The following is a 23,470-nucleotide window of genomic DNA, read 5'->3' on the forward strand; positions in this document are numbered from 1 at the left end:
CTACTTGGGCGTGGTCGCGCTCAAGAGCTCGGCCTTATGACTGTCGAAAAACGGATTGATATCGAAGTCTTCGACCTGCGCAAAGCCCTTGAGCACTCCCTCCCGATCAACTCCGACGTTGAGCGCGTAGCCTTCCTGCTCCAGGGCTTGGGTCCAGTAGTCGACGCGCGCTCGATAGGCATCGATGACTTTCTGGGGATTCTCGATCGCCGCGGGAGCATTGTTTGGCATATCGTCCAACCACGCCTGTCGCTCCGCATCCAGGGCGGGTGCAAATTTCGAGACGTCGTCAATTCGAATCTTGGAGTTCGCGCCCGAAAGTAACGCCCCGAATCCGGCATGCGCCTCTAGATACTTGCCCCAGACGACTTTCGCCCAATTTGCGGATTCTTCGCGGAAAATGTCCTGAACATCACCGGGGAGCCCCTCCCATGTTCGAGAATTGAGCACGATCGTCAGCTCTTGCTGTTGAGGAAAATTCACTGGGATGTACTCACTGGCAACTTCGGTGAGACCCAGATCGACAGCCCCTGACGGACTATTCACAAGGCAGTCGATAACGCCACGTTGTACGGCTTCGTACGCTTCGCTTGCAGCCACGTCCACAGGGACCATGCCGAGGTCCTTCAAAAGGGCAGTGTTGATTGAACCGAAGGACCGGGTTTCAACCCCTTTGGCCTGAGCTGGAGTCTCGATAATGTTGTTGCACAACAGGTTCAAGGCAGTCGACGACACAGAGAGAAGGGGCTCCACACCTTGGCGGGCGTACTGGTCATGAATCGCTGCCGACGACAGAGTCGACTCGTAAGACGCAGCCCCACCCGCTACCACGTCGTGCACCGTCGAGCCGGTGACCAGGTTACCCAGACCACCCATCCACGCGCTCACCGGCAGCTCTTCCGGGTAATACGCGGGGACCAGGAACCCCATGTCCGCGACCCCATCTGATACACCGGACAGCATGTCGGTGCCACCCAGCAATGAGCTGGAGAAGTATGGCTCGAAAGTTACTTTTCCACCGGTACGCTCATTGATTGCTTCCTGGAAAGCAGCAAATCCGGTACTCATGTTGTCTTGCGCATGACCCGTTGTGGCGAACTTGAGGACCGCTGGGTCCATCTCGTCGATTGATGTTGCGACGCTACCGCCCCCAACGGAGCTGCACGCAGCAGTCAACATCACCGACACCAACGCGACGGACAACGCTCGCGCTCTACGACGACGCGGATCCCGCACCGGCGAATCGTCGGATGTATGAATCGAAAGCGCGGCCATATACGATCTCACTTCCTCGGCTACGCCGGAGTAGACATTGCAAAGGGTTGAACTGTATTTCACGACATAATTCAATTCGACGGCTGCGTGCCGAGTGACGAATAGGAACAGGGCTTTTAACCCGTCCCACTCTTGATGTCGTCCGCTTTTCTAATTCTTCCCGAAACATTATGCGCGATGAACAGTGATCTTCGAACATGCAACTAGCATGTCGGAGATGGCAATTGTCACCAAAGGATCGACCGCGTCCGCTACTTGAGCGCTCCGCCCGCATCGACCGGGAGGGTAACTCCTGTCACGTAACGGCTCTCGTCCGACGCCAGCCACATCACGGCGTTGGTTATATCGTCGCACTCGACGAACGGAACGGGAAGCATGTTGAGGAAGCTGAGACTGCGTTTCACATCATCTTCACTGGGATCGTCGATACCAGGGCAGAAAGCGCGAGATACGGCGTCATTCATAATCATCGGAGTATTTACATTCGTCGGATGGACCGAGTTGACCCGGATGCTGAAGGGTGCGAGTTGTTGTGCGTATGACCGCATCAGGCCGACCACGCCATGCTTCGATTCCGAGTATCCACCTCCCGCGGAAAGCGGTCGGATTCCGGCTAGTGAACTAGTGACGATTATCGAACCGCCACCGGAGTCTATAAGAGCTTGACGACTTGCCTCAACGGTGCAAAAAGCTCCAGTGAGGTTGACATCGACAACCATTCGAAAATTCGCGACTCGCGCCGCAATGTCCGGCACATCCTCCAGTGGTCCGAAAACGCCGGCGTTCACAGACACAATGTCCAGCCGCCCGAAACGGCGTACACCTTCATCGACCACGCTCACGAGTTCGGCGACGTCGCGCACATCAGCCTCTCTGGCCACTACTCGGCCACCGGCACGCTCGATTGCATGCACGGTGTCCGAGAGATCGGCGGCAGAGGGCATCGCGTAAGGAACGTTGTCGATCTGCTTGCATATATCCACGACAATAATATCGGCGCCTTCCTCCGCCATGCGAATTGCATGGTTTCTACCCTGGCCGCGTGCAGCCCCGGTAATGAACGCAACTTTTCCATCGAGTTTTCCCACAAGACCCTCCAGAGTGACGAAGTAGATTATCTGTGCTCATAGGGATGCAGTCCGGACGGCCACCGCACGGTAGAAATACTCAGCGAAACCGCCTCTGAAGGTGGATCGTGCAACAGGTCTCGGTGCAACCATTCGAGGCATTTCCGTGAAAACCGCACTTGTACAGAAAAATTAGTTCACCGAGACCGCTCGCGGGCCGGAAGCGCGTTCAGTATTTCCTCGGTGTGCTCGCCCAGGTACGGCGCGGGAGGTACTAGAGGTAGTCCGGGGACCGAGTGGATGGGCACGCCTGGGACCGTCGGGGCACCGTGGTGGTCTGGGAGCCATCTTGCTCTCGCCACGAAGTGTTCGTCGTCCAGCAAACGCGCTGCATCATTGACCGGCGTGCAGGGAAACCCATGTTCGCGGGCGAGGTCGACCCAGTATGCGGAGGATTCTCTAGCAAAGATCGTCGACAATTCGGCGCGGATGTCGTCGCGGCCGTACAGCCAGTCGACCTCACGGTCAGGCGGAAACTCTTTGATGAGTTCAGGCCGTTGCACGGCAACAGTGAACCGTTCGAACAGTCTTCGTTCCATCGCCTGGAACAGGATATGCCCATCGGTCGTCCGGTAGTACTGGACCAGGCACGACTCGCCAAAGAGATCATCTACGGCGCCTGTGGCTGACAGTTCATCATCCCGAAACGCGACAACCTCAGACGACAACGCCCGCCCACGCAGCTTTGCCAGGTCGGTTGTGGCGCGGGCATATGCCGCAGTATCAGCCTGCGCGACATCGAGATATGTTCCCGATCCCGTTTCGCGGGCGTGTAGAACGGCCGCCAAGGCAGCAATCCCGGCATGGAGCGCACCGGTGTAAACCCCAACACCGACATGTGCTGGACGCGGGATTCGCGGCCGTCCTTCATCGTCTACCCCTGGCGGGTTGACGCCGGCGTAGGCATCGAACGCCGGTCCATGACTGGGCAGGGCACGATAAGGGCCGGTGTTCCCGAAACCGGACAAACACACGAAAACAATCGATGGGTTGACCTCGCGGAGGCGTTGGTAGCCGAGCCCTTTCAGGTCGAGGTACCCAGGGCGCCGCCCCTCGATCACTACATCCGCGCTCGCTACCAGGTCGAGAAAGTCCCGCTTGCCCGACTGTTCGTCGAGGTCCAGCACGACACTCTTCTTGCCCCGGTTCCACAGTTGGTGCATGTCGGACGCGTCCTGATTCGGTCTGCGCATCACCGACCGCACGTAGTCACCCGCGCCTGACTCGACCTTGATCACCTCCGCGCCCAGTTCGGCCAGATATCCACCGAGCGCACTCGGCGCAAGAATCGCGACCTCGATTACGCGGACACCACCGAGGAGCGTTCGAGGCGGTGGCTCAATTGCACCTCCACCATCGATCACGATGCGTTCCTCGGTCATCTGGTTCCATCCATTTGAAGATGAGCTACCCCTGTGCCCAACGGGTGACGCCGCTCCGTCGCAGCTCGCTTGACCACATTTGCGGACTCGAGTGCATCGACCTGCGCCGGCTCGTAGCCAAGGGAGTGCATGATCGAGTCCGTGTGTTCGCCGACTTCGCAGGGCAGACCGTGCGCGCGTTCCGAACCTGTGACACGCACTCGCGGTTGCAGGCGCCAGTAGCTTCCGAAGGCTGGGTGTTCGGCACTCTCGAGCAGTCCGGAATGAACGAGGAACTCCTCGAGGGTTCTTTCGGCAGCCGATGCGATCACGAGGCCTTGCTGTCGCCCGAGCGATTCCCACGCTGCTGCCGTGTTCGTCTTGAAGCGGTCTTCCAGTAGCCACTGGAGCATACGATCGTTCTCCACCCGTGACGATGGGTCCTTGAACCGCCGGTCTTCGGACAACTCGCCTGCGCCGACTAGCGCGATGAGCAATGGCCAGTCAGCGTCGTCGATGGAGAGCATGATCCAACCCTCCGCACATTCATAGAGTCTGCGAAAGGCGCAGTACCCGAGCTGGTCTTGCGTGAGTTGGGGCCGCGGGGGCTGGCCGTTGTATGACTCCATGCGCGCCGAGTGCACCCAACCCGCGCTGACGAGCATGCTGGTTTCCATGTACTGGCCAACGCCATAGCGCTCACGCGCCAACAGCCCGAGGGCGAGGGCAACGCCGGTTGCCAGACCGGAGCAGGGATCTGCGTACGAATCGTTCACCGGTGGGTTTGACTTGCCCGCTTGCAGGATGCCGCCGCCGCATAGTGCATTCGGAGTTGAATGGAAGGCCGCGCGGTGCGATTCCGGACCGTTGCTCCCATAGGACGCACCGTACAGGTAGACAAGGTCAGGGCGAATTTTGCTCGCTTCCTCGTATCCGAACCCAAGTTTTTCGGGTACGCCTGGACGAAAATTGTGAATGAGCGCGTCGCTTTGCTCGATCAGTTGGTGCAGTATCGCCCGGCCTTCGTCGGTCTTCAAGTCGACCGCGATACTTTCTTTGCCGTTTGCGATGTGGACGAATTCCAAACCGCTGCTCCGGAATGGGTCACCGTCGATCGGCTCGACTTTGATCACGCGAGCACCGAGTTCTGCGAGGAGTGTCGGGCCGAGCGGGGCGGCGAGGAAGGAGGCGATTTCCAAGATGGTGTATCCGTCGAGTGGCAGTCGGGTGGTGGGCTCGGCCGACTGCAACGGTTCGGATCGCGGCTCCCAGCCCGCCCAGTCCCGGCCTGAGTTCAGCGAAGGGGCGGGACCCGAAACGTGTGCAGGAGTGGCTGTGGCCTTCACTAACGGGCCGAGCTGCAGGATCGGGCCGAGCTCCGGGTCGTCGACCGTAACGAGCCGGTCGTTCTCTTCCAACTGTGGGTGCCGCAAGAACTCGTCCTCGGTCAAGAATGGGTCAGCCCCGATATCGAGATTGCGGAATATGTTCATCCACTCGGCCTGTGACTTCGTGCGCATCCGCTCACGCACTCGCTGTTCCCACTCGTCGGCGTCCGCATGCGACTTGACCCCGAGAGGGAGCCCGCTCCATCTGTCCGTCTCGAGTTCGTCGCCGAGCCCGATGCAATTCATCCAGTTACGGTAGAGACGTGGCTGGCGGCAGCACATCTGAATGTACCGACTGTCCGACGTCTCCACGGCAAGAAAACACAGTCGGATTCCGCGCATGAGGATCGGAATTGTGCCGTCGCCTCTTGACCGAACCGGGATTACGTCGTCACCTCGCCGCTCGAAGGCCAAACGCATCGTCGCAGCCGATATTCCGTCGAGGAGACTTGTCGATAGGGCCCGCCCGAGTCCTGTCCGTTCTCGCTGCAACAGCGAAGCGACAATTCCCTGCAGCGCCAATGCTGCGCACCCATATGTACTCGTGGGAGCCGCGAGGTAGATCGGGTGATCGGTATCTTCGTGCGCTCCGCTGAGCGGGTCGTTGCCCATCAGGCGCCCGACCTTTGCCATCACGATTTCGTCTTTGTGCCCGAACGACTCGAGAGTGGTCGCTTCACCGAAGCCGGTCAGACTGCAATGCACGAGCCGCGGGTTTCGTGCTCGAGTCGAGTCGGGATCGAGGCCCAGCTGCTCACTTCTCGAACCGAGCGCCTCTATGAACACATCCGCGCGGTCAACGAGCTCGGTGATTCGCCGTTGGCCGGAGACCGAGTCGAGATTGGCAATAAGACTGCGTTTACCGCGGTTCCAGAAGTTGAACCCCGGACGTCCGCGCTCGCTGTCCCCGGATTCGGTTTCGATCTTCACAACATCGGCGCCGAAGTCCGCCAACACTGCGGACGTCATCGACAGCATCCCCTCGGTCAGATCCACGACTCGCAGACCCTCGAAAATGCCTTGCATACTGTTTCTCCTTAAAGATTCGCCGACGATGTCCATTGATGCTGACGGATCGATTAACCGTGCCTGGCGCGGCGACCGTTGCGGTTGGCCTGTTATCCCAGTCCGAATACCGGCTGCCGTCCCGCGGTGTGGACGGCAGCCGGGAATCTAACGCTCAATTGCTACTTGGTAAGCGCCGGAATGTCGATGCCGTAGAGCTCTGCTGCGTTGTCCTGCAGGATCCGACGACGGCTGTAGTCATCGAGTCCACCGAGGACACGGTCGAAGTGACCCTTGGCATTGGGGTAGAGACACGTCGGGTGGGGAATGTCGGTCTCCACCAGAATGTTCTTGGCTCCGATCTCTTCGACGAGCTTCTGTGGTGCCGAAGACTCGAACCAGAACATCACGTACAGATGGTCACGGAAGTACTCGGTCGGACGGCGCTTCTGCAGCGACATCTCGTCGTTTGTCGTAACCATCTCGTCGAGCTGGTACTCGAGCGCTTCGAGCAGGAACGGCACCCAGCCGATACCGCTTTCGGCTGAGACGACCTTCAGGTTGGGGTATCGATCGAACAGATTGCTCATGCAGAGATTGGTGACGATTCGAACGTTGCTCATGTACATCTGGGTCGCCATCACTGCCATCCATCGCTGCGGCCCGAAGCTTCGCCAGCTCGGCGATGCAACCTTTTTGCCGGTTAGCGTCGTGGCGGTTGGAGTCGGAGACTGGCCGGCTCGCTGTTCGCGCATGGTCTTGCGGAGGTCGAGCACCTCTTCCTTGGTGCCGCCTGCTCCGATATGGAAATTCGCCACTGTATTGGTTGAGTTGAACACGTCCCACATCGGATCGAAGTACGGTTCCGGCAGCTCCGGGAGGTCCAGCAGTTCGGGCTTGTCGGACAACGTGAACCCAGTGATGCCCTGGTCGATCATGCGGGTCATCTCCTTGACCGTCAGATCCATGTCCCAAATCGGAAGCATCGCTTGCGGTAGAAGTCGGTTGTTCGATTCGTGCTGCACTTCGACGAGGAAGTCGTTGTACGTCTGAAGGATCAGACTGCGCTGATCGAGGTCCGGCACCGCGAAGATGTGATTGGACGAGAACCCCACGCCGTTGGGGTAGAGAACCTGCGCGAGAACGCCTTGATCGTCAAGAACTTCTAGGCGTTCGCGAGTCGACCATGCTGACTGATGAATCTCCTCGAAGGGTTGGAGCGAGTTCGTTCCCAATACCTTCTTCGGTCCGTGTCCGATCGTGTTGCCGCCGATACTTGCCCACATCTCACCATCGATGTACCACGCAGTGAAACCGTCACGCGTTTCCATCTGCGGCATCTTCGATTTCATCGACGCCGGGACACGCGACGTCCACAAATCGGACGGTTCGGTGAGATGTGCGTCGCAGTCGATGATCTTCACGTCATCGGTCGTCGACGTCAGAGTGTCGGTCATTGATTGTCCTCTCGTTTTGATCCGCTCGGCGATTCCGCTTTTGTGTCGGAGTTCGCTGCAGCTGCCAGATAGGCGACAGCAGGAGCGGCCAACCCTGTACAGGTTTTCGTGTACAACGATGTACCGGCACCGGCGTTCTGTCAAGGGGTATTTGTTACCGATGTCACGGCGAACGTGTGATGCAAGTTCTCATACATGTACCTGGTTTAGTTGACTTCGCGCACGAAACGGGCCATAGTGTAGTGATTCAGACCACATAGCAGTCCGGTAGTGTCCTCTGGTCCCGCACAGACCCTCGTAAGGCGAAAAAGCCCCGATGAACGAGTTCATCGCCGGGCGCAGGTTCGCACTGCCGCCAACAAGTTCGGCTATGGCGAGGCGATACTGAAGACGGTCAGAGGCGATGCCGCCAGTGCCGAACCCGGACTCGGTCGCCGACTCGAATCAGAGGTGAACTGACGCCGATGCGCGCTATCGAACACATCGAACTTCGTTGCGAACGGGCGGATGGCAGTTGGGTGGCAGGCAGCGCCTACCTTCCGCCAGCTCCCCGCGCTGTGGTTGTCTGCTTTCCCGGAGGACGATTGGATCGGTTCTACTGGGATCTGCGGGTCAGCGGCGATGAGACTCGCTCATACAGCTTTTCGCACTTCGCTGCGACGGCCGGAGTAGCTGTCATCACGATCGACCATCTCGGAACAGGCGACAGTGCGAGGGAGGTTCTCGATCTGTCGCCCGCCGCCGTCGCACAGGCGAACGCCGAGGCAACGGCATCGTTTATCGACCAACTCGGATTAGCCGATGTGCCGGCGGCAGGGGTTGGCCATTCAATGGGGGCCGCTCTGCTTCTCCAGCAGCAAATGATTTCCCCATTCCCGCGATTGGCTCTTCTCGGCTACCCGTCTCGTGAGTTGGTCATGTGGCGCCCAGACGGCAGCCGTTGGTTGTTCACCGACAGCGACGCTAACTATTCGCGACAAGATCTCGCTTACACGAATGTCGGTCCGCACCTCGAAGGTCCGCTACTGACGGCCGTGCGCAATGTGACTACGCCGGTACCCGACGAGTTGGGCAGTTGGGTTAGCCGTCCGGGGGCGGTCGCCGAACAGATCCGAGCTTTGGACGTTCCGGTCCTTCTAGGGTTCGGGGAACGCGATGTTGTGCGTGACCCATGGGAGGAGCCGAGCGCCTATGTCAACGCTCCCCAGGTACAGCTCGAGGTTCTCGAAAATTCGCACCACTGCCACAATTTTTCACCGGCGAGACGCAATCTGTGGCAAGCATTGATTGTGTGGGTTACGACTTAACGCAAGGTGAATGATCTGTCAAATAGCGGCGAGTCAGTGTTGTTCCGGTATGCCGACACTGGTACAACCCGCGCAGGATCCAGGCCGTTCTCGCGGGTGTGTCACCGAACGAGTACGAACTCCCCCACAACGACCGAGCCGATCGTGAGGAGGCAGATATCGTCTAAGCAGAGCACACCAGAGCCAGATAGAAAGTCTCCGGAGAAGCGAATCTCACCCGCTACCCATGCCAGTGCAGTCGACCTACCAGAGCAGGTCAGCGATACACATCTTCCCATCCACGGAGAGGCCGAGCGAGGCCCACCTAGATTGCTGACACGACGACCATCCGGGGTGCTGCGGTCGGTGCGCCCCGCCGCCACCAGGGCGGGAGTAGCCGGTCCAGTGAGACCGGGTCATCTCAGTGGCAGGTCGAACAGGTTCCATTCATGTTCCCAGGCCGCAATCGGTTCGATTGAGCAACGTATGTGAGTACCGCGTAACGAGGAGCACGCCGCCGGCGACAGACGGCCATGCTCCGAGCGCGGCGGTCACGGCAAGGACGGTGCTATCCCGGCTGCCGGAATGGACCGGTGAGGTTGCTGTCGGCGCGACTGATGGTGATGGGCTGACCGGCCGTCGCGGGCGCGTCGGTGAGCACGATCGCGGTGCGCTGCCCGTGTGGCAGGGATCGGCGCGCCCGGGCAGTGTCCGGAACGAATCCATGGTCGAACGGAGCGAGGCGCAGGCGACACGGCGGGCGGTGTCGGCCACTTCGATCAGGCCGCGCGTTTCCTCCGCTTCGGAATCAGGTGCACGAGCAGGACGACGATCGCGCCGACGAAGAGCCCGACGAGTGCGGATACCACGGTCCGGGCAGTCCAGGACAGCGCATCCTCGAAGCCGCCGCGCACGAGATTCGCCGAACCAGTGCTCGAGATCGTAGAGGCGATCGGCCGGCCAATGGAATCCGGCCTCACCGACGTCGACGAGCAGGCGATCGCCGACGTGCGGGACCAACGGCTGACGTTACCTATATGGCCCCGGAAATCGACGACATTCTGGACGGATGGGAAGCCGTAGCCTCTCACCTCGGACGTGCTCAGACTCGACTTGTCGATCCTGGCATCGAAATGCCAGAGCGTGTCTGCTATTTGCGGACGCGGTGATGGATGACGAAGGCGGCGAGGAGTACGCCACCGAGAAAGGTGGTGGCGTACTTGTCATAGCGCGTGGCGATGCCACACCACTGCTTCAGACGCCCGAACCCACGCTCGACGGTGTTGCGTTCGCGGTAGAGGTCCTTGTCGAACGCCGGCGGCCGACCCCCGTCCGACCCTTTCGCCTTGCGGCGCCGGATCTGGTCACTGCGTTCGGGAATGGTGTGCGAGATTCTGCGTTCCCGCAGTTTCTTTCGAGTGCTGGGATGCGAGTACGCCTTGTCGGCCAGCAGCCGGAACGCTTCGGTGTCGTGAGCGCGGTGCGCGTCGAGCAGCGGCGCCAGGTACGGGTTGTCGCCCGCCTGTCCCGGCGAGAGCAGCAGCGTCAACGGGAAGCACAAGGTGTCGGTGAGAGCGTGGATCTTGGTGCTCAAACCGCCTCGGGAGCGGGCGAGTGCGTGGTCGGCGGGTTCGCCTGCCAGATTCTTGTCATTCGAGCGAGCCCCCTGTGTGGGCATCGGTCAGGGCACCGGCGGAGTGCTGGTGGGCGCGGACGACGGTCGAGTCGATCGACAGCAGACGTTCGATCTGTCCTTCTCGTTCGGGCGCTGCCGCCCGCACCGCCGCGAACATCCGCACGTAGGTGCCGTCGTCCGACCAGCGGCGATGTCGTGCCCAGATCGACTGCCACGGGCCGAAGCATTCGGGCAGATTGCGCCACGGTGACCCGGTACGGAATCGCCAGACGATTCCCTCCAGCGTCAACCGATGATCGTTGCACGGACGTCCCCTCCGTCCCGCCAGAGAAGGAAAGACGGGTTCGATCACAGTCCACAGCGCATCGGAAATCTCGTTGGCACGCAACACAGCGACAGTCTCGAGCATCCGACCACCAATATTTGGCAGACACGCTCTCTAGTCCACTGCAGGTTGGCATTCGACGACGCGACCATTTCGATCTTCATCGTGCAGTCCGGCAAAGTGTGGAATCCGATCCGGCGACACTATCTGCCACGCAGGTGACTGTGGTGAGACGAAAATTGCGATGGTGAGTGGCAAATTTCTACCGGACGGCTCCGAAGCGAAACAACTTCGTCCCGACTTGCACTCACCTTTCCGCTGAGCAATTGGCAAACCAATCGGTTGATTGGGAATACGGTTCAGCCGGTGCCTAATCGGGAGAGTTGTTCATCGGCGAAGAATCAGACCGAGTGCCTCGGCCCGTGAGGCCGACGTGTCCTGGAACAGCCCCCGTACTGCAGAGGTGATCGTGCGGGCACCTGGCTTACGGATGCCGCGCATCGCCATGCACAGATGCTCGGCCTCGATCACCACAATCACTCCCGCCGGGGCGAGTTTGCGCATCAACGCGTCCGCGATCTGGCTGGTCAACCGCTCCTGCACTTGAGGTCGCTTTGCGTAAAGATCCACAACGCGCGCCAACTTGGACAGCCCGGTTACTCGACCTGAGTCACCCGGAATGTATCCGACGTGCGCAACGCCGTGGAACGAAACAAGATGGTGTTCGCACGTCGAGTAGGTCGGAATGTCTCGTACAAGAACAAGTTCCCGGTGACCCTCGTCGAACGTTGTATCGAGCACCGAATCGGGATCGGTGTGAAGACCAGCGAACATCTCGTGGTAGGCACGCGCAACTCGTGCCGGCGTGTCGCGCAAACCCTCGCGATCTGGATCCTCGCCGACAGCTATCAACAACTCGCGAACAGCAGCCTCGGCTCGGATCGTGTCGTAATCATTCTGCGCTACGCTCTGCGATGTGCCGGTAGGCGGTCTTTCGTTGAGCCGGCCGACACCGGTGAGCATGGACCTATATCTCCTGGTTTGTGGTGGGGTCCGCGTCCTCGGGAGATGTCTCGTTTCGAAACGAAGCGGACCCGCAACGGGTGAGCGGAAACCCCGAAACAAGACTCCTGCATGACGCAGAGATCGAGATCAGATGCGTGTGCAGCCGTGATCGACGGTGAACTGTGCGGCCGTAATGGTGCGCGAATCGTCGCTCGCCAGGAACAGAACAGCATTGGCAATGTCGTCCGGGGTGCTGCTCGAGGGTTCGTACAGGATTTGACTCATTGCGTTCATATAGGAAGGGTTGTCGGCGAATACCTTTTTACCATCCTCACCGAGGGTGCCCATCGGGGTGTCAACGGCCCATGGGTGCAACGAATTGACCCGAATACGGTACGGGCCAAGTTCCATGGCCGCGGATTTCACCAGCCCCGTGACCCCGTGCTTCGCGGCGGTGTAATGGGATTGACCGGGCAGGGCCTGAAGCCCTGCGCTTGAGCTCGTAGCGATGATCGATCCGCCGTTACCTGCCTCGATCATGTGAGGGATGGCTGCGCGGAGGGTGTTAAACACACCCGTGAGGTTGATGTCGATCATATCCGTCCAACGTTCGATATCCATCTCCCACAACCGGCCCCAAGAGACGACGCCCGCGTTTGCGACCACTGTGTCGAGCCGACCGAACTGTCGCACACCTTCGTCGACGATGTTGGTGAGGCCAGCGAGGTCACGAACATCGGTTTCCGATGCCAAGATACGCCGTCCAGTCTTCTCGACCAGGCGGACTGTCTCAGCGAGATCGTCCGCCGTGGCCTCTGGGTAGTCCGTGGGGGTCGGCCTTCTACAAATGTCCAGCGCGATTATGTCTGCGCCTTCCTCCGCCAGCTTCACCGCTTCGGCGCGACCTTGGCCACGCGCGGCTCCTGTCACGAACGCCACCCGTCCGTCAAGCTTTCCCATTTTGGGATCCTCTCGTAAACATTCTGTGCAGCAGAGCAATTCATCACAGCATCTGCGCGCCGGTGACTGTGTATACCTCCAGCCCGGAGATTATGCTGCTGTCAGGCGGAGGGTGCGGACCTAGGTGGACGCCAAAAGGCGGCCAGATGGGATTCCGCGAAGATCAGCCCGACCGCCGCAGTGATGACAAGCGCACGCGCCCCGCTCAGCGTGCGGTCGATTCCCAGAGCGTGGTCGACACTGATACGGCCGGGCCCCAACCCGGCAACGGCAACGGCTGCGGCGGCTACGGAGGCAACGTACTCCCAGCCCTCGTCGATTATGAAGAAGCCGTTGGGCACGTGCACCGACCGCGCAGCTACCGCCATAGTGCCGACGACAGCCGCCGCGGCGACCGGCGTGGCAGCACCGGCTATCAATAGAGCACCCGCCCCGACCTCAACGGCCGCACTCGCTTGCGCTTGAAGTTTGGGCCGTTGGAATCCTAGGGATCGGAACCAGGCCGCCGTTCCGTCGAGCGAGCGGGCATGCTTGGCCCCATGCGCGACCATCGTGCCCCCGACAACGCCCCGCAACAACAATGCGGCCATCTCGAGGCCCGAGTTCCGGCGGCGGACGGTAAAGCCCATAACGAAACTCCTTCAGTCCAGGTAATTTGCTCAAAGTCGAGTGCAGCACAACGCATGCACGTCGTGTGGGCGCCAGGACCGTTCTGTCAGTTGTGAACTGGATCACCGGCACCCCCCACTTTGGAGTACTCCGACCCAATTGTCAAGCAAATCCTGTGCATGGAAACGCTCTACATGTGGGCGTCAGGTAGTCAGAAACACAGCCAAGGCGCGTAAACACGACACATATCATGTACAGGGATAAATGTCGTGCCTTAACGGCAGTGTAGGGAACACGAGCCACGAACAGCAGCTACCACCGTTGCAATGCGGTCCGGACGGATGGCCGCGTGCAGGCTACAGATCAGCCGACGCACTGAATAATTCGGCGACGCCGACAAACTTGATGCGGGGCCGGCGAACTTCACGGCCGCGGGCTGTTTCCGCCTTAGACAGGCGGGAAGTCGCTCATGCGCTCAGCGATCAGTCGTTCACTTGTTCGACCTCACCACGAATGATCGGCCGTCCTGGCAGTGCTGTCGACGCGGATCTCGTTCAGAAGAAGTAGGGTTGACCACTGCAACTTGCCGATCGCCAACGGTTCTTCGGCGGTTGTGCTGGTATTGCGACTCCGGGCCGGGGAACTCCTTACTCGAGTTCCCCGGCAGCCAATGGCGCTGGTCCTTAAGTTAGGAAGAGGGTGAAACGAGTATCTTCACCTCAGTTGCCCGTCCCTCTCCGAGAAGGTGTTTGAATCCTGCGTCGAGTACTTCGGAGAGAGGAATTCGACTACTGATGAGTGCGTCCGGCACAATTCGACCGTCCACAACGGCATCGCGGACCTCGGCAAAGTCTTCGGCTGTGTAGGCAAAGCTCCCGGTGAGCACCTTCTCCCTCATGAGGAAGGGCATCACGTCCAATGGCACGTCGCCATGGAAGTTCGCCAAGATCACTGCGTGACCCGCGGCGCTGAGCGAATCGATCGCCGGTTGCAAGGTGTTCTTGCCTATGCCGGATGCGTCGAATGAGACATCCACACCGCGCCCACCTGTCGCCTCGCGGACTGCAGCGACGACATCTGCCTCGCGCGGGTCGATAACCAGCTGGGCGCCGAAATCCCGAGCGAGTTGTTTGCGCGCCTCGCTGAGTTCGCTGACAATGATCCTCGAAACGCCCTGGGCTCGGAGGGCAAGCACCACGCTCAAGCCGATCGGTCCGGCTCCCACGACGAACGCGGTGCCGTCTGTTGGGATCTTCGCCACCTTGACCGCGTGCCAGGCGACGGCAAGCGGTTCGATCAATGCGGCTGCTTGCGCACTGAAGTCCTGAGGGAGTACGTAAGCATGGTCAGCGGGCACAACGACGCTTTCGCTGAAACCTCCTCCCCCACCGTTGATCCCGATAAATGCGTAGTTGTCGCACATGTTCGGATGTCCCGCCCGGCAGGTGGGGCACGTTCCATCGGCGAAATTCGGACGCACTGCCACCAGGTCACCTAACTGCACGGATGTGACATCCTCAGCAACCTCACTGACGTACCCAGAGAACTCGTGCCCGAGGGCGTGAGGACCGCTCTCCTGCATGATCGGATTCTGATAGTCAAGCGGGACCGGTGCTGTCTCGAACAACGCCAGATCTGACCCGCAGATACCGGCCCACGCAACCTTGACCTTCACCGTTCCTGGACGCAGTTCCGGTTCAGGAATCTCCTCCAACCTGGCGTCACGCTCACTGTATAAGCGCAGAGTAAGCATTTTCTGGCACAACCTTTCTCGATATCGACGCTTATCAAACGCGATGTGAATTCACATTGCGTCACATTCGCGCATCCAGGGGAACTGTTCGGGACCGTGGGTCTCAGACTGCAGTTGCGTACTAACCTGTTGTTCACCTCTTCCCGTCTTGTCCACATGGAGACGGAAGCGGACGGGTGCCTGTCAGCGTCATGTCTGCCGCCGATGGCTCGGCCATGCTGGTTCGTCCTATGTGTTGTCGATCTGTGGGAACTGGACCCGTCCCGTCGAAGAAGCAGGCCAAGCGGGAAGACCCAACCTTGGCTGACCGAACCGAACAGAGCGAGGAGCTGCTCCGAGGAACGCAAATTCAGGGCTTCACATTCATCATCTGCACCCCAGCACGCAGGGTCGGTCCTTCGCCTCCTCAATCCATCTAATAGCAGTCCAATATGCCTGTCAGCTGCGAGCGTATGCAGTACAAAATACTTCCAAGACCGGCTGTAAACAGCGGCCTATTTGATTGTTCGATTGACCACTGCTCGCGCCGGACGCACTATCAACTTGACCGTATCCCGGGGCCATCTGTGCGACCAGCGTGTTTCGTGCGCCTTGAGAAGGGTATGACCAGCGGCAGCACCACAACGTCGGCAGCTGATGGATCGCTCGTTCCTGGCCTTCACGGCTTACATGCACGACTCGATGTCAAGCACCCGCACAGATGCGTGATTCGGCGTCGACATTGAGGTCGAGCCCGGCCGCGCCGTCCCGGAACGATCCGACGGATTCTGTGGCACCAGTTGACTCATGGGTCACCACCGCAGCCGCCTCGCTTCCCGTGGTGAATTGATCTTCCGGGCCGGTGCCTGCATCAATTCATCCCACTGCCTCGGACAGCACTCCCGCTCTACTGGCTCTGGCAGTTCTGATGTGGGCCCGGTCAGGCGGCTCAAGTTGGACCCAGCCGACCCTTATGTGAGGGGTGTGACGGCTCGAAGTGGCCCCACCGCGACACGTCCGGGGTGGCTGTTTCGTCGGTGTGAATCCTGGTGACGGGTGTGGGCGCGATGATCGAGACGCCCACACCGGCGGCCGTGTGGGTCGGGGTGGAGTCTCGGGTCAACTGTTCGAGGACATCCGCCGTGATGCGCGGTGCGAGTGCCTGTCGATCCGCGCGCTGGCGGACCGTCATGGTCTGGGTCGTCGAACGGTGCGCGCGGTCTTGGAGTCTCCAAGTCCGCCTCCCCTAAGAGGCCGGTAAAGGATCGCGGCGAAGCTCAAACGGTTCAAGGCGGTGAGCGAAGACATGCTGGTCACGGACCTGACCGCGGCGCGGAAGCAGAGGTACACGGCCAAGCGGATCTGGCTGAGGTTGATCGACGAGCACGGCTGCGAGGCCTCGTACTCGTCGGTGCGGGACTACGTCGTCTGCCGACGCCAGAGATCGTCGCTGAGTCCAGGAGGGGAACCCGCGACGGCCTTCGTGCAAGACTGTCTTCCCGGTGCGGCGGCAAAGGTCGATTTCGCGGACGTGTGGATCGATCTGGCCGGGGTACGGACAAAGCGCTTCCTGTTCACCCTCCGGCTGTCGCACTCGGGCAGGCGGTGCACCGAGTCTCGAAGGCCCACGAGAGGGCGGTGTGGAGGGTGAGGTGAGGCGCTTCCGCCGTGACACCTGGCCCCGGTGTGAAGGTCGACACCCTGGACGAGCTCAATGCCCGCCCCGCCGCGGTGGATCGGTGTTGAGCGTCTCTCGGTATGACGACCACCCAGCCGCCTACCGTCACCGCTGATGCCGACGGGCATCGGACCGACGGACGATCGTCTGCACCATCAACGTGCCGACCACCACGATCCCCCGGGGCGGAGCTACCCGATTGGGCGATTCGGGATCGCGCACAGACGGCCGCACCATCATCGGCATCCGCAATGACGGCGAGACGCGAAACATGCTGGCTCCAACACGAACTGACCCCTGGTGCGATCCGGTGTGGTAGTCAAGACTGAACCAACCATGAGCGGAGCTATCGACTGTGATCGTCGTTCGCCGGCCCGAGGAGGCCGACACCTACCTCGATGCCGGCGCCATGCGGTGCCCGTCCTGCCAGGGTCGGGTGGCCCGGTGGGGGTACGGACGGGTGCGCACCGTCCGCTCGCTGGGCACGGCCACCGTGACCGTGCGCCCGCAGCGGGTCCGCTGCCGCGACTGCGGCGCCACCCATATCCTGTTGCCCACTGCCCTGCAGGCCCGTCGCCCCGACACCACCGAAGTTATCGGAAATGCGTTGGCCCACAAAGCGAAAGGCATGGGATTCCGGCGTATCGCCGAGCGGATGGACCGCCCGGAGTCGACGGTGCGCCGCTGGCTGCGCCGCGCCACCGATGAGCATGTGCAGTGGATGTGCCACCAGGGTAATCGGCGGCTGATTCAGATCGCCAGCGAGGTGTTCTCCGCCATCCGGTACGCCGGGAACCTGCTGTTGCACACCCTGTGCATCCTGTCCGCCGCCGCCGTCGAAGATCGTCGCCGTTTCGGGTTCACCGATCCGCCGTGGGATCTGATCGGCATCTACACCCAGGGGCGTCTGCTGTCCCCGCCGCGCAGCGGCTGACGCATCCGGCCCGCCGGGCTCTGTCATGCCCGTATCGGTCCGTCATCGTGCCGAGCATCGACACTCACAACGACATGGCCACCGTCAGCGTGCCGACGACGCCGTCAACGTGCCGACGAACGCCGACATTTGCCTCTGCATTTTCGGTGACGCCATCGTCTGCAGATTCAGTGACCAGCAACAATCGGGCGCATGACGGCCGGCGGATCGATACCCCGATCCGGGCCGTCGGTGAGGACTTCGCCACCGAACAACCCTTGCTGCGGCCGCTCCCCGCCGAGGAGTTCGAGCCCGGCCTGTGGTTGACGCCGCGGGTGGACCGATACTCGCGGGTCACGGTGCGCCAATGCCACTATTCGGTGCCGATCTACCTGATCGGACGGCAGGTGCGGGTCTCGCCACGGGCGAGTGAGGTGGTGATCTTCTTCGGCCGGCGGGGAACACACAATGGTTCGCCCTTGCGGACACAGACGCAGCTGGCGAGGCTGTTGATGGTGGCCGGGTTGACGTTGTGGTTGGCGTCGAAGTCGCAGTCCGCCAACCATTTCTGGCGCGGGATCCGGCGGTCGGTGCTGTCCGCCTACGGGGTCGCCTCCGACCTCTTGACCGGCATCTACACATTCCACATTGTGGACTTGCACTAAAATCCGGGCTAGATTTCCAATCCGGCACCGGGAGAACCGACAGCACGTCGACACGAAAGATGCTGCCGAGGGCAGTAAATTGATCGCCTCTGCCACACGCACCGAGGGCCATCGAATTGTCCTCCCGGGACCCGTCAGGACGGTTCGCCGACGACGCCTGCACGCACGGGGACGGTCGTCTCGGCGACCTCGGAAACGTCCTCCGCCGGGGTTCGTCGCACCAGGTAAACAACGGGGACTACGAGGACGCTGACCACGACCAAGTACCAGAGTGCCGCCCGGTAACTGCTCTCGGTCAGCACAGCTGCTCCGCCGGGGCCCGCCACCGCGCCACCGGCGAGGAGGACCGAGATCAGCTGGAGCCCGCCGGCCTGCGCAACCTGCTTCACGACCTGCAGCATTCCCGTTGCTTCGCTGGTTCGTGACGACGGAACTCCCTCCACGACAAGGTTGGGGAAACTTGCCCATGTCAATGCACAACCGATGTTCCCGGCCAGCACCATGAAAAGCAAGAAGACGGCCACGGAGCTATGCAGTGTCACCATCATTCCGACGATGCCAATGGTCGAGACGGTCGCGCCGATGATTGCCGCCCGCGCCGCGCCGACGCGCTGCGAGAGCAACCCGCCGATCGGCGAGAAGGCGAATCCTACGACGCCGAGCGCCATCGATATGAAGCCGTAGACCGAGGCGCTGAGTCCGAATCCGATGCCCGTTGCGGCGGACTGCTGCATGATCGGGGACACGAGAACGGCGAGGGACAATACCCCTGCCGAGAAAAGCGCAATGCCGACGCACGAGGCGAGGAACCGGGGACGTCGGAACAGCCGGATATCAAAAAAGGGATTCGCATGCCGAAGCTCGTAGCTGACCCAGACGCCGAGGAGCACGATCCCGGCGACGAGCAGGCCGACGGTCCGCAGATCGCCGATTCCCCACGAGCGCAGCTGGGTGACGCCAAGCAGTATTGCCGCAACCGCCGGGGCGAAGAGCGTGCCACCGACGAAATCGATGTCCCGGACCCGCAAAGTCGAAGCGGTGGGTCGCGGAAGCGTCAGGCAGAGCAGGGCGCTGGCGAGGCCAAGGCCCGCGCTCAAACAGAAGATCGATCGCCAGCCGAAGTACTGGATCGCGAGACCTGCTGAAAGGAAGCCGAGTGCGGCGCCGAGGAAGGCACCTCCGGACAGCAGCCCGATCGCGGTCTTCAGCCGTGCCGGAGTGATGACCCGCCGAAGCTCGCCATAAGCGACAGGCAAGATCGCCCCCGAGAACCCTTGCAATGCACGTCCGGTCAGGAGCATAGGGAAACTCACTGCGAGCGCACTGACCACCGACCCGAGCACGGCGACCGCCAGCGCGCCGACCAGCACCCGTCGAGCGCCGAGCACGTCCCCCAATCGACCACCGATGCCGGCTGCGACCGCGGCGACGAGAGCGAAGCTCGTGACCAGCCACCCAACGATGGCGGGATCGCCGTACTCTTTGTACATGGCGGGAAGGGCTACGTAGATCATGTTGAGTTCGAGGAACTCGACGATGGCCGCGATGAGAAGCACGACCATCACCGACGACGATCGCCTACCCGTAAGAACGCTCGTCATCGCCCAATCACCCCCGTCATTCCGACAAACACGCGCACTGTATTCTCCTTTGTGTCAGTTTTGACGTTTCCTAACACGCCAGAAACCCTCTGTAGCGTATTTTCGGAAGCGCCTGAGATTGATTCACACTGTGCAGAATCGTCTGGCTACCAGTGATTTTCTAAATGTAGGCTAGGTCACAGCGTTCAAGCGGCTCAAGCAGTAAATAGGGCCCCGTTGTTGCTCGTTCCTCACTGAAACCGGGGGTGAGATGGGCGCGTTTCTCCGTCGCGCGCCTCCTGGGGGTACCGTGCCTGGCTTGGACAAGTTCGCGGGACGGGTGAAGTCGTTGAGTCCCGGCCTGGTAACCAGAATCGCGAGAGCGCCCTCGGGACCGCCGCGCTGTCCGTGCCCGCTCGACGGTCACCTAGAGCGTGTCTGCCAAATATTGGCGGTTGGATGCTCGAGACTGTCCCTGTGTTGCGTGCCAACGAGATTTCCGATGCCCTGTGGGCTGTGATCGAACCCGTCCTTCCTTCTTTGGCGGGACGGAGGGGACGTCCATGGAACGATCATCGGTTGACGCTGGAGGGAATCGTCTGGCGATTCCGTATCGGGTCACCGTGGCGCGATCTGCCCGAATGCTTCGGCCCGTGGCAGTCGATCTGGGAGCGTCATCGCCGCTGGTCCGACGACGGCACCTACGTGCGGATGTTCGCCGCGGTACGGGCGGCAGCCCCCGAACGAGAAGGGCAGCTCGAACGTCTGTTGTCGATCGACTCGACCGTCGTCCGCGCCCACCAGCACGCCGCCGGCGCCCTGACCGATGCGCACACAGGGGGCTCGGTCGAATGACAAGAATCTGGCCAACGAACCCGCCGACCACGCACTCGGCCGCTCCCGGGGTGGGCTGAGCACCAAGATCCACGCCCTGACCGACACGTTCTGCTGCCCGCTGACGTTGCTGCTCTCGCCGGGTCAGGCGGGCGACAACCCGTACCTGGCGCCGCTGCTCGACGCGCATCGCGCTCACGACACCGAAAGGTTCCGGCTGCTGGCCGACAAGGCGTACTCGCACCCGAGCACTCGAAAGCATCTGCGGGAACGCCGAATCGCGCACACCATTCCCGAACGCCGTGACCAGATTCGACGTCGCAAGGCCAAGGGGCCGGACGGAGGTCGACCGCCTGCATTCGACAAGGACCTCTACCGCGAACGCAACACCGTCGAGCGTGGTTTCGGGCGTCTTAAGCAGTGGCGTGGCATCGCCACGCGTTACGACAAGTACGCCACCACCTTCCTCGGTGGCGTACTCCTTGGCGCGATTGTTATTCATCACCGTGTCCGCAAATAGCAGACACGCTCTAGTACCACCGGGTCGCGTCCCGCCGGGGCCCGATGAAGACGCACGCTGGTCTCCATCGAACACGCAATGCTCGTCGCGGCCTGGAACAGCCCCCAAGGCGGTGACTTCTACCCCAACCACGGCGCCGACGACTTCATTGCACGCAAGTCCGCCAAGACCAAGGCGCGCGGTCGGCCAGCTCCGACCACTCACACCCACGCCTGACCACATCGCCGTATCCAAGTTCCATCATTCCCACCGAGATCCGGCGAGTCACCCGGACTTGTCCTCACCGCTTGTGGCTACCTCCAATATCGGTTCAGCCACAGCGGTCCCGGGGCAGGTGTAACGAAGCACGACCCAGGGCCGACGCTCGGTTCGCGTCCCTGCCCTGGCCGTTCCTCTCCCTTGTTCCGTCAAACGACGAGCTGAACCTTGATGTGCTTCCTGGCCCGGGCCGCTTCGAAGGCAGTCGCGATCTCGTCGAGCGGATACTCTGCACCGAGCAGATGGTCGACAGGGATCGTTCCGTCGCTGATCAACTTGATCGCTTCGTGGAAGTGCGGCAGCCCCTTGATTCGCTGGGCGCCCTTGACGATCTCAATCGAGATCGGCCCCTTCCAGAACGCGTCTCCAAAGGGAAACGGGGATGGCTCATAGGACTCCGGGTACCCGAAGAACCCGATTCGGCCGTCCTCCCGCACCGCCTCGACCGACTGGGCACGGGTCTCGTCGTACCCTGCCGCCTCCACCACGAGATCCGCGCCCAGCCCTCCGGTCAACTTTCGGGTCATCTCGACGACTGACTCCGCCGGCGCGAGAACTACCTCGGTCGCTCCGAGTTCACGCGCGACATCCAGACGTGCCGGCTCCAGGTCGGAGACGATGACGGTCTCGAAGCCCCAAAGCTTGAGCAACTGCAAGAAGTTCAGACCGATCGAGCCGGCACCGATCAGCGTTGCCACCTTCCCGGCCTCCCTGTCTCGCGGCCAGAACCGGTCCATCCCGTACAGGCACACGCCCAGCTGCTGGGCCATGATCATCCGGGCGAACGACTGATCCTCGGGCAGGGTCAGTAGCCAGTCCTCGGAAACGACGGTGTACTCGGCGAAGGAGCCCACATTGAGGATGAGCACGCGGTCTCCCACCTGGAACCGCTCGGACCGTGTCTCGACGACGGTCCCGACACCCTCATGGCCTGGACCGCCGGGCTCCGGCTTGTGCTGATTGACCAAAAAGCCCAGACCGTCGTATACGGCGTGCAGGTCACTACCGCAGATCGCTCCGCGATCCACCTTGACAAGAACGTCGCGGTCTCGAACCTCCGGGATTGGGTGCTCCTCGATCACCAGTTCGCCGGGACCAACCAGCATCGCGGCCGACCGCTTCGCAGGTACACTCACTTCTGCGTCCTTTCGCGACGGCTGGTGCCGTAACTCGTCATCGACGTGATTCGGACCTGACCCGATATTATCAACTGTCGGCACTGATAGATCTCCTTCTTTGCGGTGTATCGACTGCGATCGGCATGCGCATGTCGCATCAGGTGTGCGATGCATGTCAGGCAGCCGCCGTCGAGATGCTGTGGCGCGGCGTCTACCCACTACCAAGCTCTGGTGGGGAAGGGAAAATGCGCGAGGGGTGGTTTTCACGCGGCGACTTCATAGTTCGATAGGCGGCGTTGTCCTTGTTACACCGTCCGGTGTGACTTGCATCATGCGATGGATGAACTCTGGCTGTCGTCATCCTCGTCTGTCAAGACGATGAGCAGCAGGAGTTGAGCTCAGAGTTATTGGGGCCCTAATTAGTCACTCCAGCCACAGACGGTTGACTGCTCGGAACTTTCTCTATAGTTGGGTATCACTGGTCTCAACGGCCGATCGCCGATGTGATTGATCACCCGTAGCAAGCTCTCCTCCGGGATTTCGTGCATCAAGTGATGGGAACGGCTCCGTGAACAGCGGGGGAGGCGGCCCTGATGTAAGAGATCGACGTCGATCTCCTCCAGGTCTTACTGCCCAGCCCCATCACCAAAGGCCTCCAAATTTATCGTCTTCGCAGTGCCGTTCGCTGCAGTCACCCTTGACCTCTGCGGTGTCTTGATTTACTCGTGGAACTGGTTG

The 23,470-nt window shown here is 61.1% G+C and carries 14 protein-coding genes and 3 pseudogenes; 4 read left to right on the top strand and 13 right to left on the bottom strand.

The annotated features are described in order from the left end of the window. The 5 genes from dctP to I1A62_RS00830 all read right to left on the bottom strand — a co-directional run bounded on the left by dctP (nt 1) and on the right by I1A62_RS00830 (nt 7,613). On the bottom strand, nt 1-1,338 hold the full coding sequence (gene dctP / locus I1A62_RS00810) for a TRAP transporter substrate-binding protein DctP (protein ID WP_219453495.1): 1,338 nt from the start codon (nt 1,336-1,338) through the stop codon (nt 1-3). A gap of 188 nt (nt 1,339-1,526) precedes the next feature. Next, entirely contained in the window at nt 1,527-2,363 is an 837-nt protein-coding gene (locus I1A62_RS00815) for a mycofactocin-coupled SDR family oxidoreductase (RefSeq protein ID WP_219453496.1), read from the bottom strand. A 176-nt stretch (nt 2,364-2,539) separates the two neighbouring features. Then, nucleotides 2,540-3,784 (bottom strand): CaiB/BaiF CoA-transferase family protein, encoded by a 1,245-nt coding sequence (locus tag I1A62_RS00820; RefSeq protein ID WP_219453497.1) that lies wholly within the window; start codon nt 3,782-3,784, stop codon nt 2,540-2,542. Further along, nucleotides 3,781-6,177, bottom strand: a complete 2,397-nt coding sequence (locus tag I1A62_RS00825; protein WP_219453498.1) for a CoA transferase — start codon at nt 6,175-6,177, stop codon at nt 3,781-3,783. Before I1A62_RS00825 ends, I1A62_RS00820 begins: the two co-directional genes overlap by 4 nt. 161 nt (nt 6,178-6,338) lie before the next feature. After that, complete coding sequence (locus tag I1A62_RS00830) at nt 6,339-7,613, bottom strand: amidohydrolase family protein (protein ID WP_219453499.1); 1,275 nt, start codon at nt 7,611-7,613, stop codon at nt 6,339-6,341. A 464-nt stretch (nt 7,614-8,077) separates the two neighbouring features. Between I1A62_RS00830 and I1A62_RS00835 the strand changes: the two genes are divergently transcribed. Then, nucleotides 8,078-8,920, top strand: coding sequence for an alpha/beta hydrolase (locus I1A62_RS00835; protein WP_219453500.1), 843 nt, complete (start codon nt 8,078-8,080; stop codon nt 8,918-8,920). A 758-nt stretch (nt 8,921-9,678) separates the two neighbouring features. Here the strand turns inward: I1A62_RS00835 and I1A62_RS00840 are convergent. The 6 genes and pseudogenes from I1A62_RS00840 to I1A62_RS00865 all read right to left on the bottom strand — a co-directional run. Continuing rightward, nucleotides 9,679-9,904: pseudogene (locus I1A62_RS00840) on the bottom strand (DUF808 domain-containing protein); the annotation flags it as partial. A 145-nt stretch (nt 9,905-10,049) separates the two neighbouring features. Further along, nucleotides 10,050-10,926, bottom strand: a pseudogene (locus I1A62_RS00845) (IS5 family transposase). Nucleotides 10,927-11,247: 321 nt separating this feature from the next. After that, complete coding sequence (gene folE / locus I1A62_RS00850; protein ID WP_219453501.1) at nt 11,248-11,883, bottom strand: GTP cyclohydrolase I FolE; 636 nt, start codon at nt 11,881-11,883, stop codon at nt 11,248-11,250. Nucleotides 11,884-12,012: 129 nt separating this feature from the next. Next, complete coding sequence (locus tag I1A62_RS00855; protein ID WP_219453502.1) at nt 12,013-12,825, bottom strand: mycofactocin-coupled SDR family oxidoreductase; 813 nt, start codon at nt 12,823-12,825, stop codon at nt 12,013-12,015. 101 nt (nt 12,826-12,926) lie between these two features. Further along, entirely contained in the window at nt 12,927-13,454 is a 528-nt protein-coding gene (locus tag I1A62_RS00860; protein WP_219453503.1) for a DoxX family protein, read from the bottom strand. Between the two features lie 668 nt (nt 13,455-14,122). Beyond that, entirely contained in the window at nt 14,123-15,187 is a 1,065-nt protein-coding gene (locus I1A62_RS00865) for a 2,3-butanediol dehydrogenase (RefSeq protein WP_219453504.1), read from the bottom strand. Nucleotides 15,188-17,199: 2,012 nt separating this feature from the next. Here I1A62_RS00865 and I1A62_RS00870 point away from each other — a divergent pair. Further along, on the top strand, nt 17,200-17,778 hold the full coding sequence (locus I1A62_RS00870; protein ID WP_219453505.1) for a DUF6431 domain-containing protein: 579 nt from the start codon (nt 17,200-17,202) through the stop codon (nt 17,776-17,778). Nucleotides 17,779-17,948: 170 nt separating this feature from the next. Beyond that, a complete protein-coding gene (locus I1A62_RS46980; protein ID WP_374710658.1) occupies nt 17,949-18,422 on the top strand; it encodes a hypothetical protein in 474 nt (157 codons plus the stop codon). A 134-nt stretch (nt 18,423-18,556) separates the two neighbouring features. Here the strand turns inward: I1A62_RS46980 and I1A62_RS00880 are convergent, their stop codons facing one another. Then, on the bottom strand, nt 18,557-19,984 hold the full coding sequence (locus I1A62_RS00880; RefSeq protein ID WP_257890322.1) for an MFS transporter: 1,428 nt from the start codon (nt 19,982-19,984) through the stop codon (nt 18,557-18,559). A 495-nt stretch (nt 19,985-20,479) separates the two neighbouring features. Between I1A62_RS00880 and I1A62_RS00885 the strand changes: the two are divergent. Next, nucleotides 20,480-21,356: pseudogene (locus tag I1A62_RS00885) on the top strand (IS5 family transposase). A gap of 407 nt (nt 21,357-21,763) precedes the next feature. Here I1A62_RS00885 and I1A62_RS00890 read toward each other — a convergent pair. Beyond that, nucleotides 21,764-22,834, bottom strand: coding sequence for a zinc-binding dehydrogenase (locus I1A62_RS00890; protein ID WP_257890323.1), 1,071 nt, complete (start codon nt 22,832-22,834; stop codon nt 21,764-21,766). Between the last annotated feature and the right edge of the window lie 636 nt (nt 22,835-23,470).

The sequence above is a fragment of the Rhodococcus sp. USK10 genome (assembly GCF_019378875.1).
GTDB lineage: Bacteria > Actinomycetota > Actinomycetes > Mycobacteriales > Mycobacteriaceae > Rhodococcus_F > Rhodococcus_F pseudokoreensis.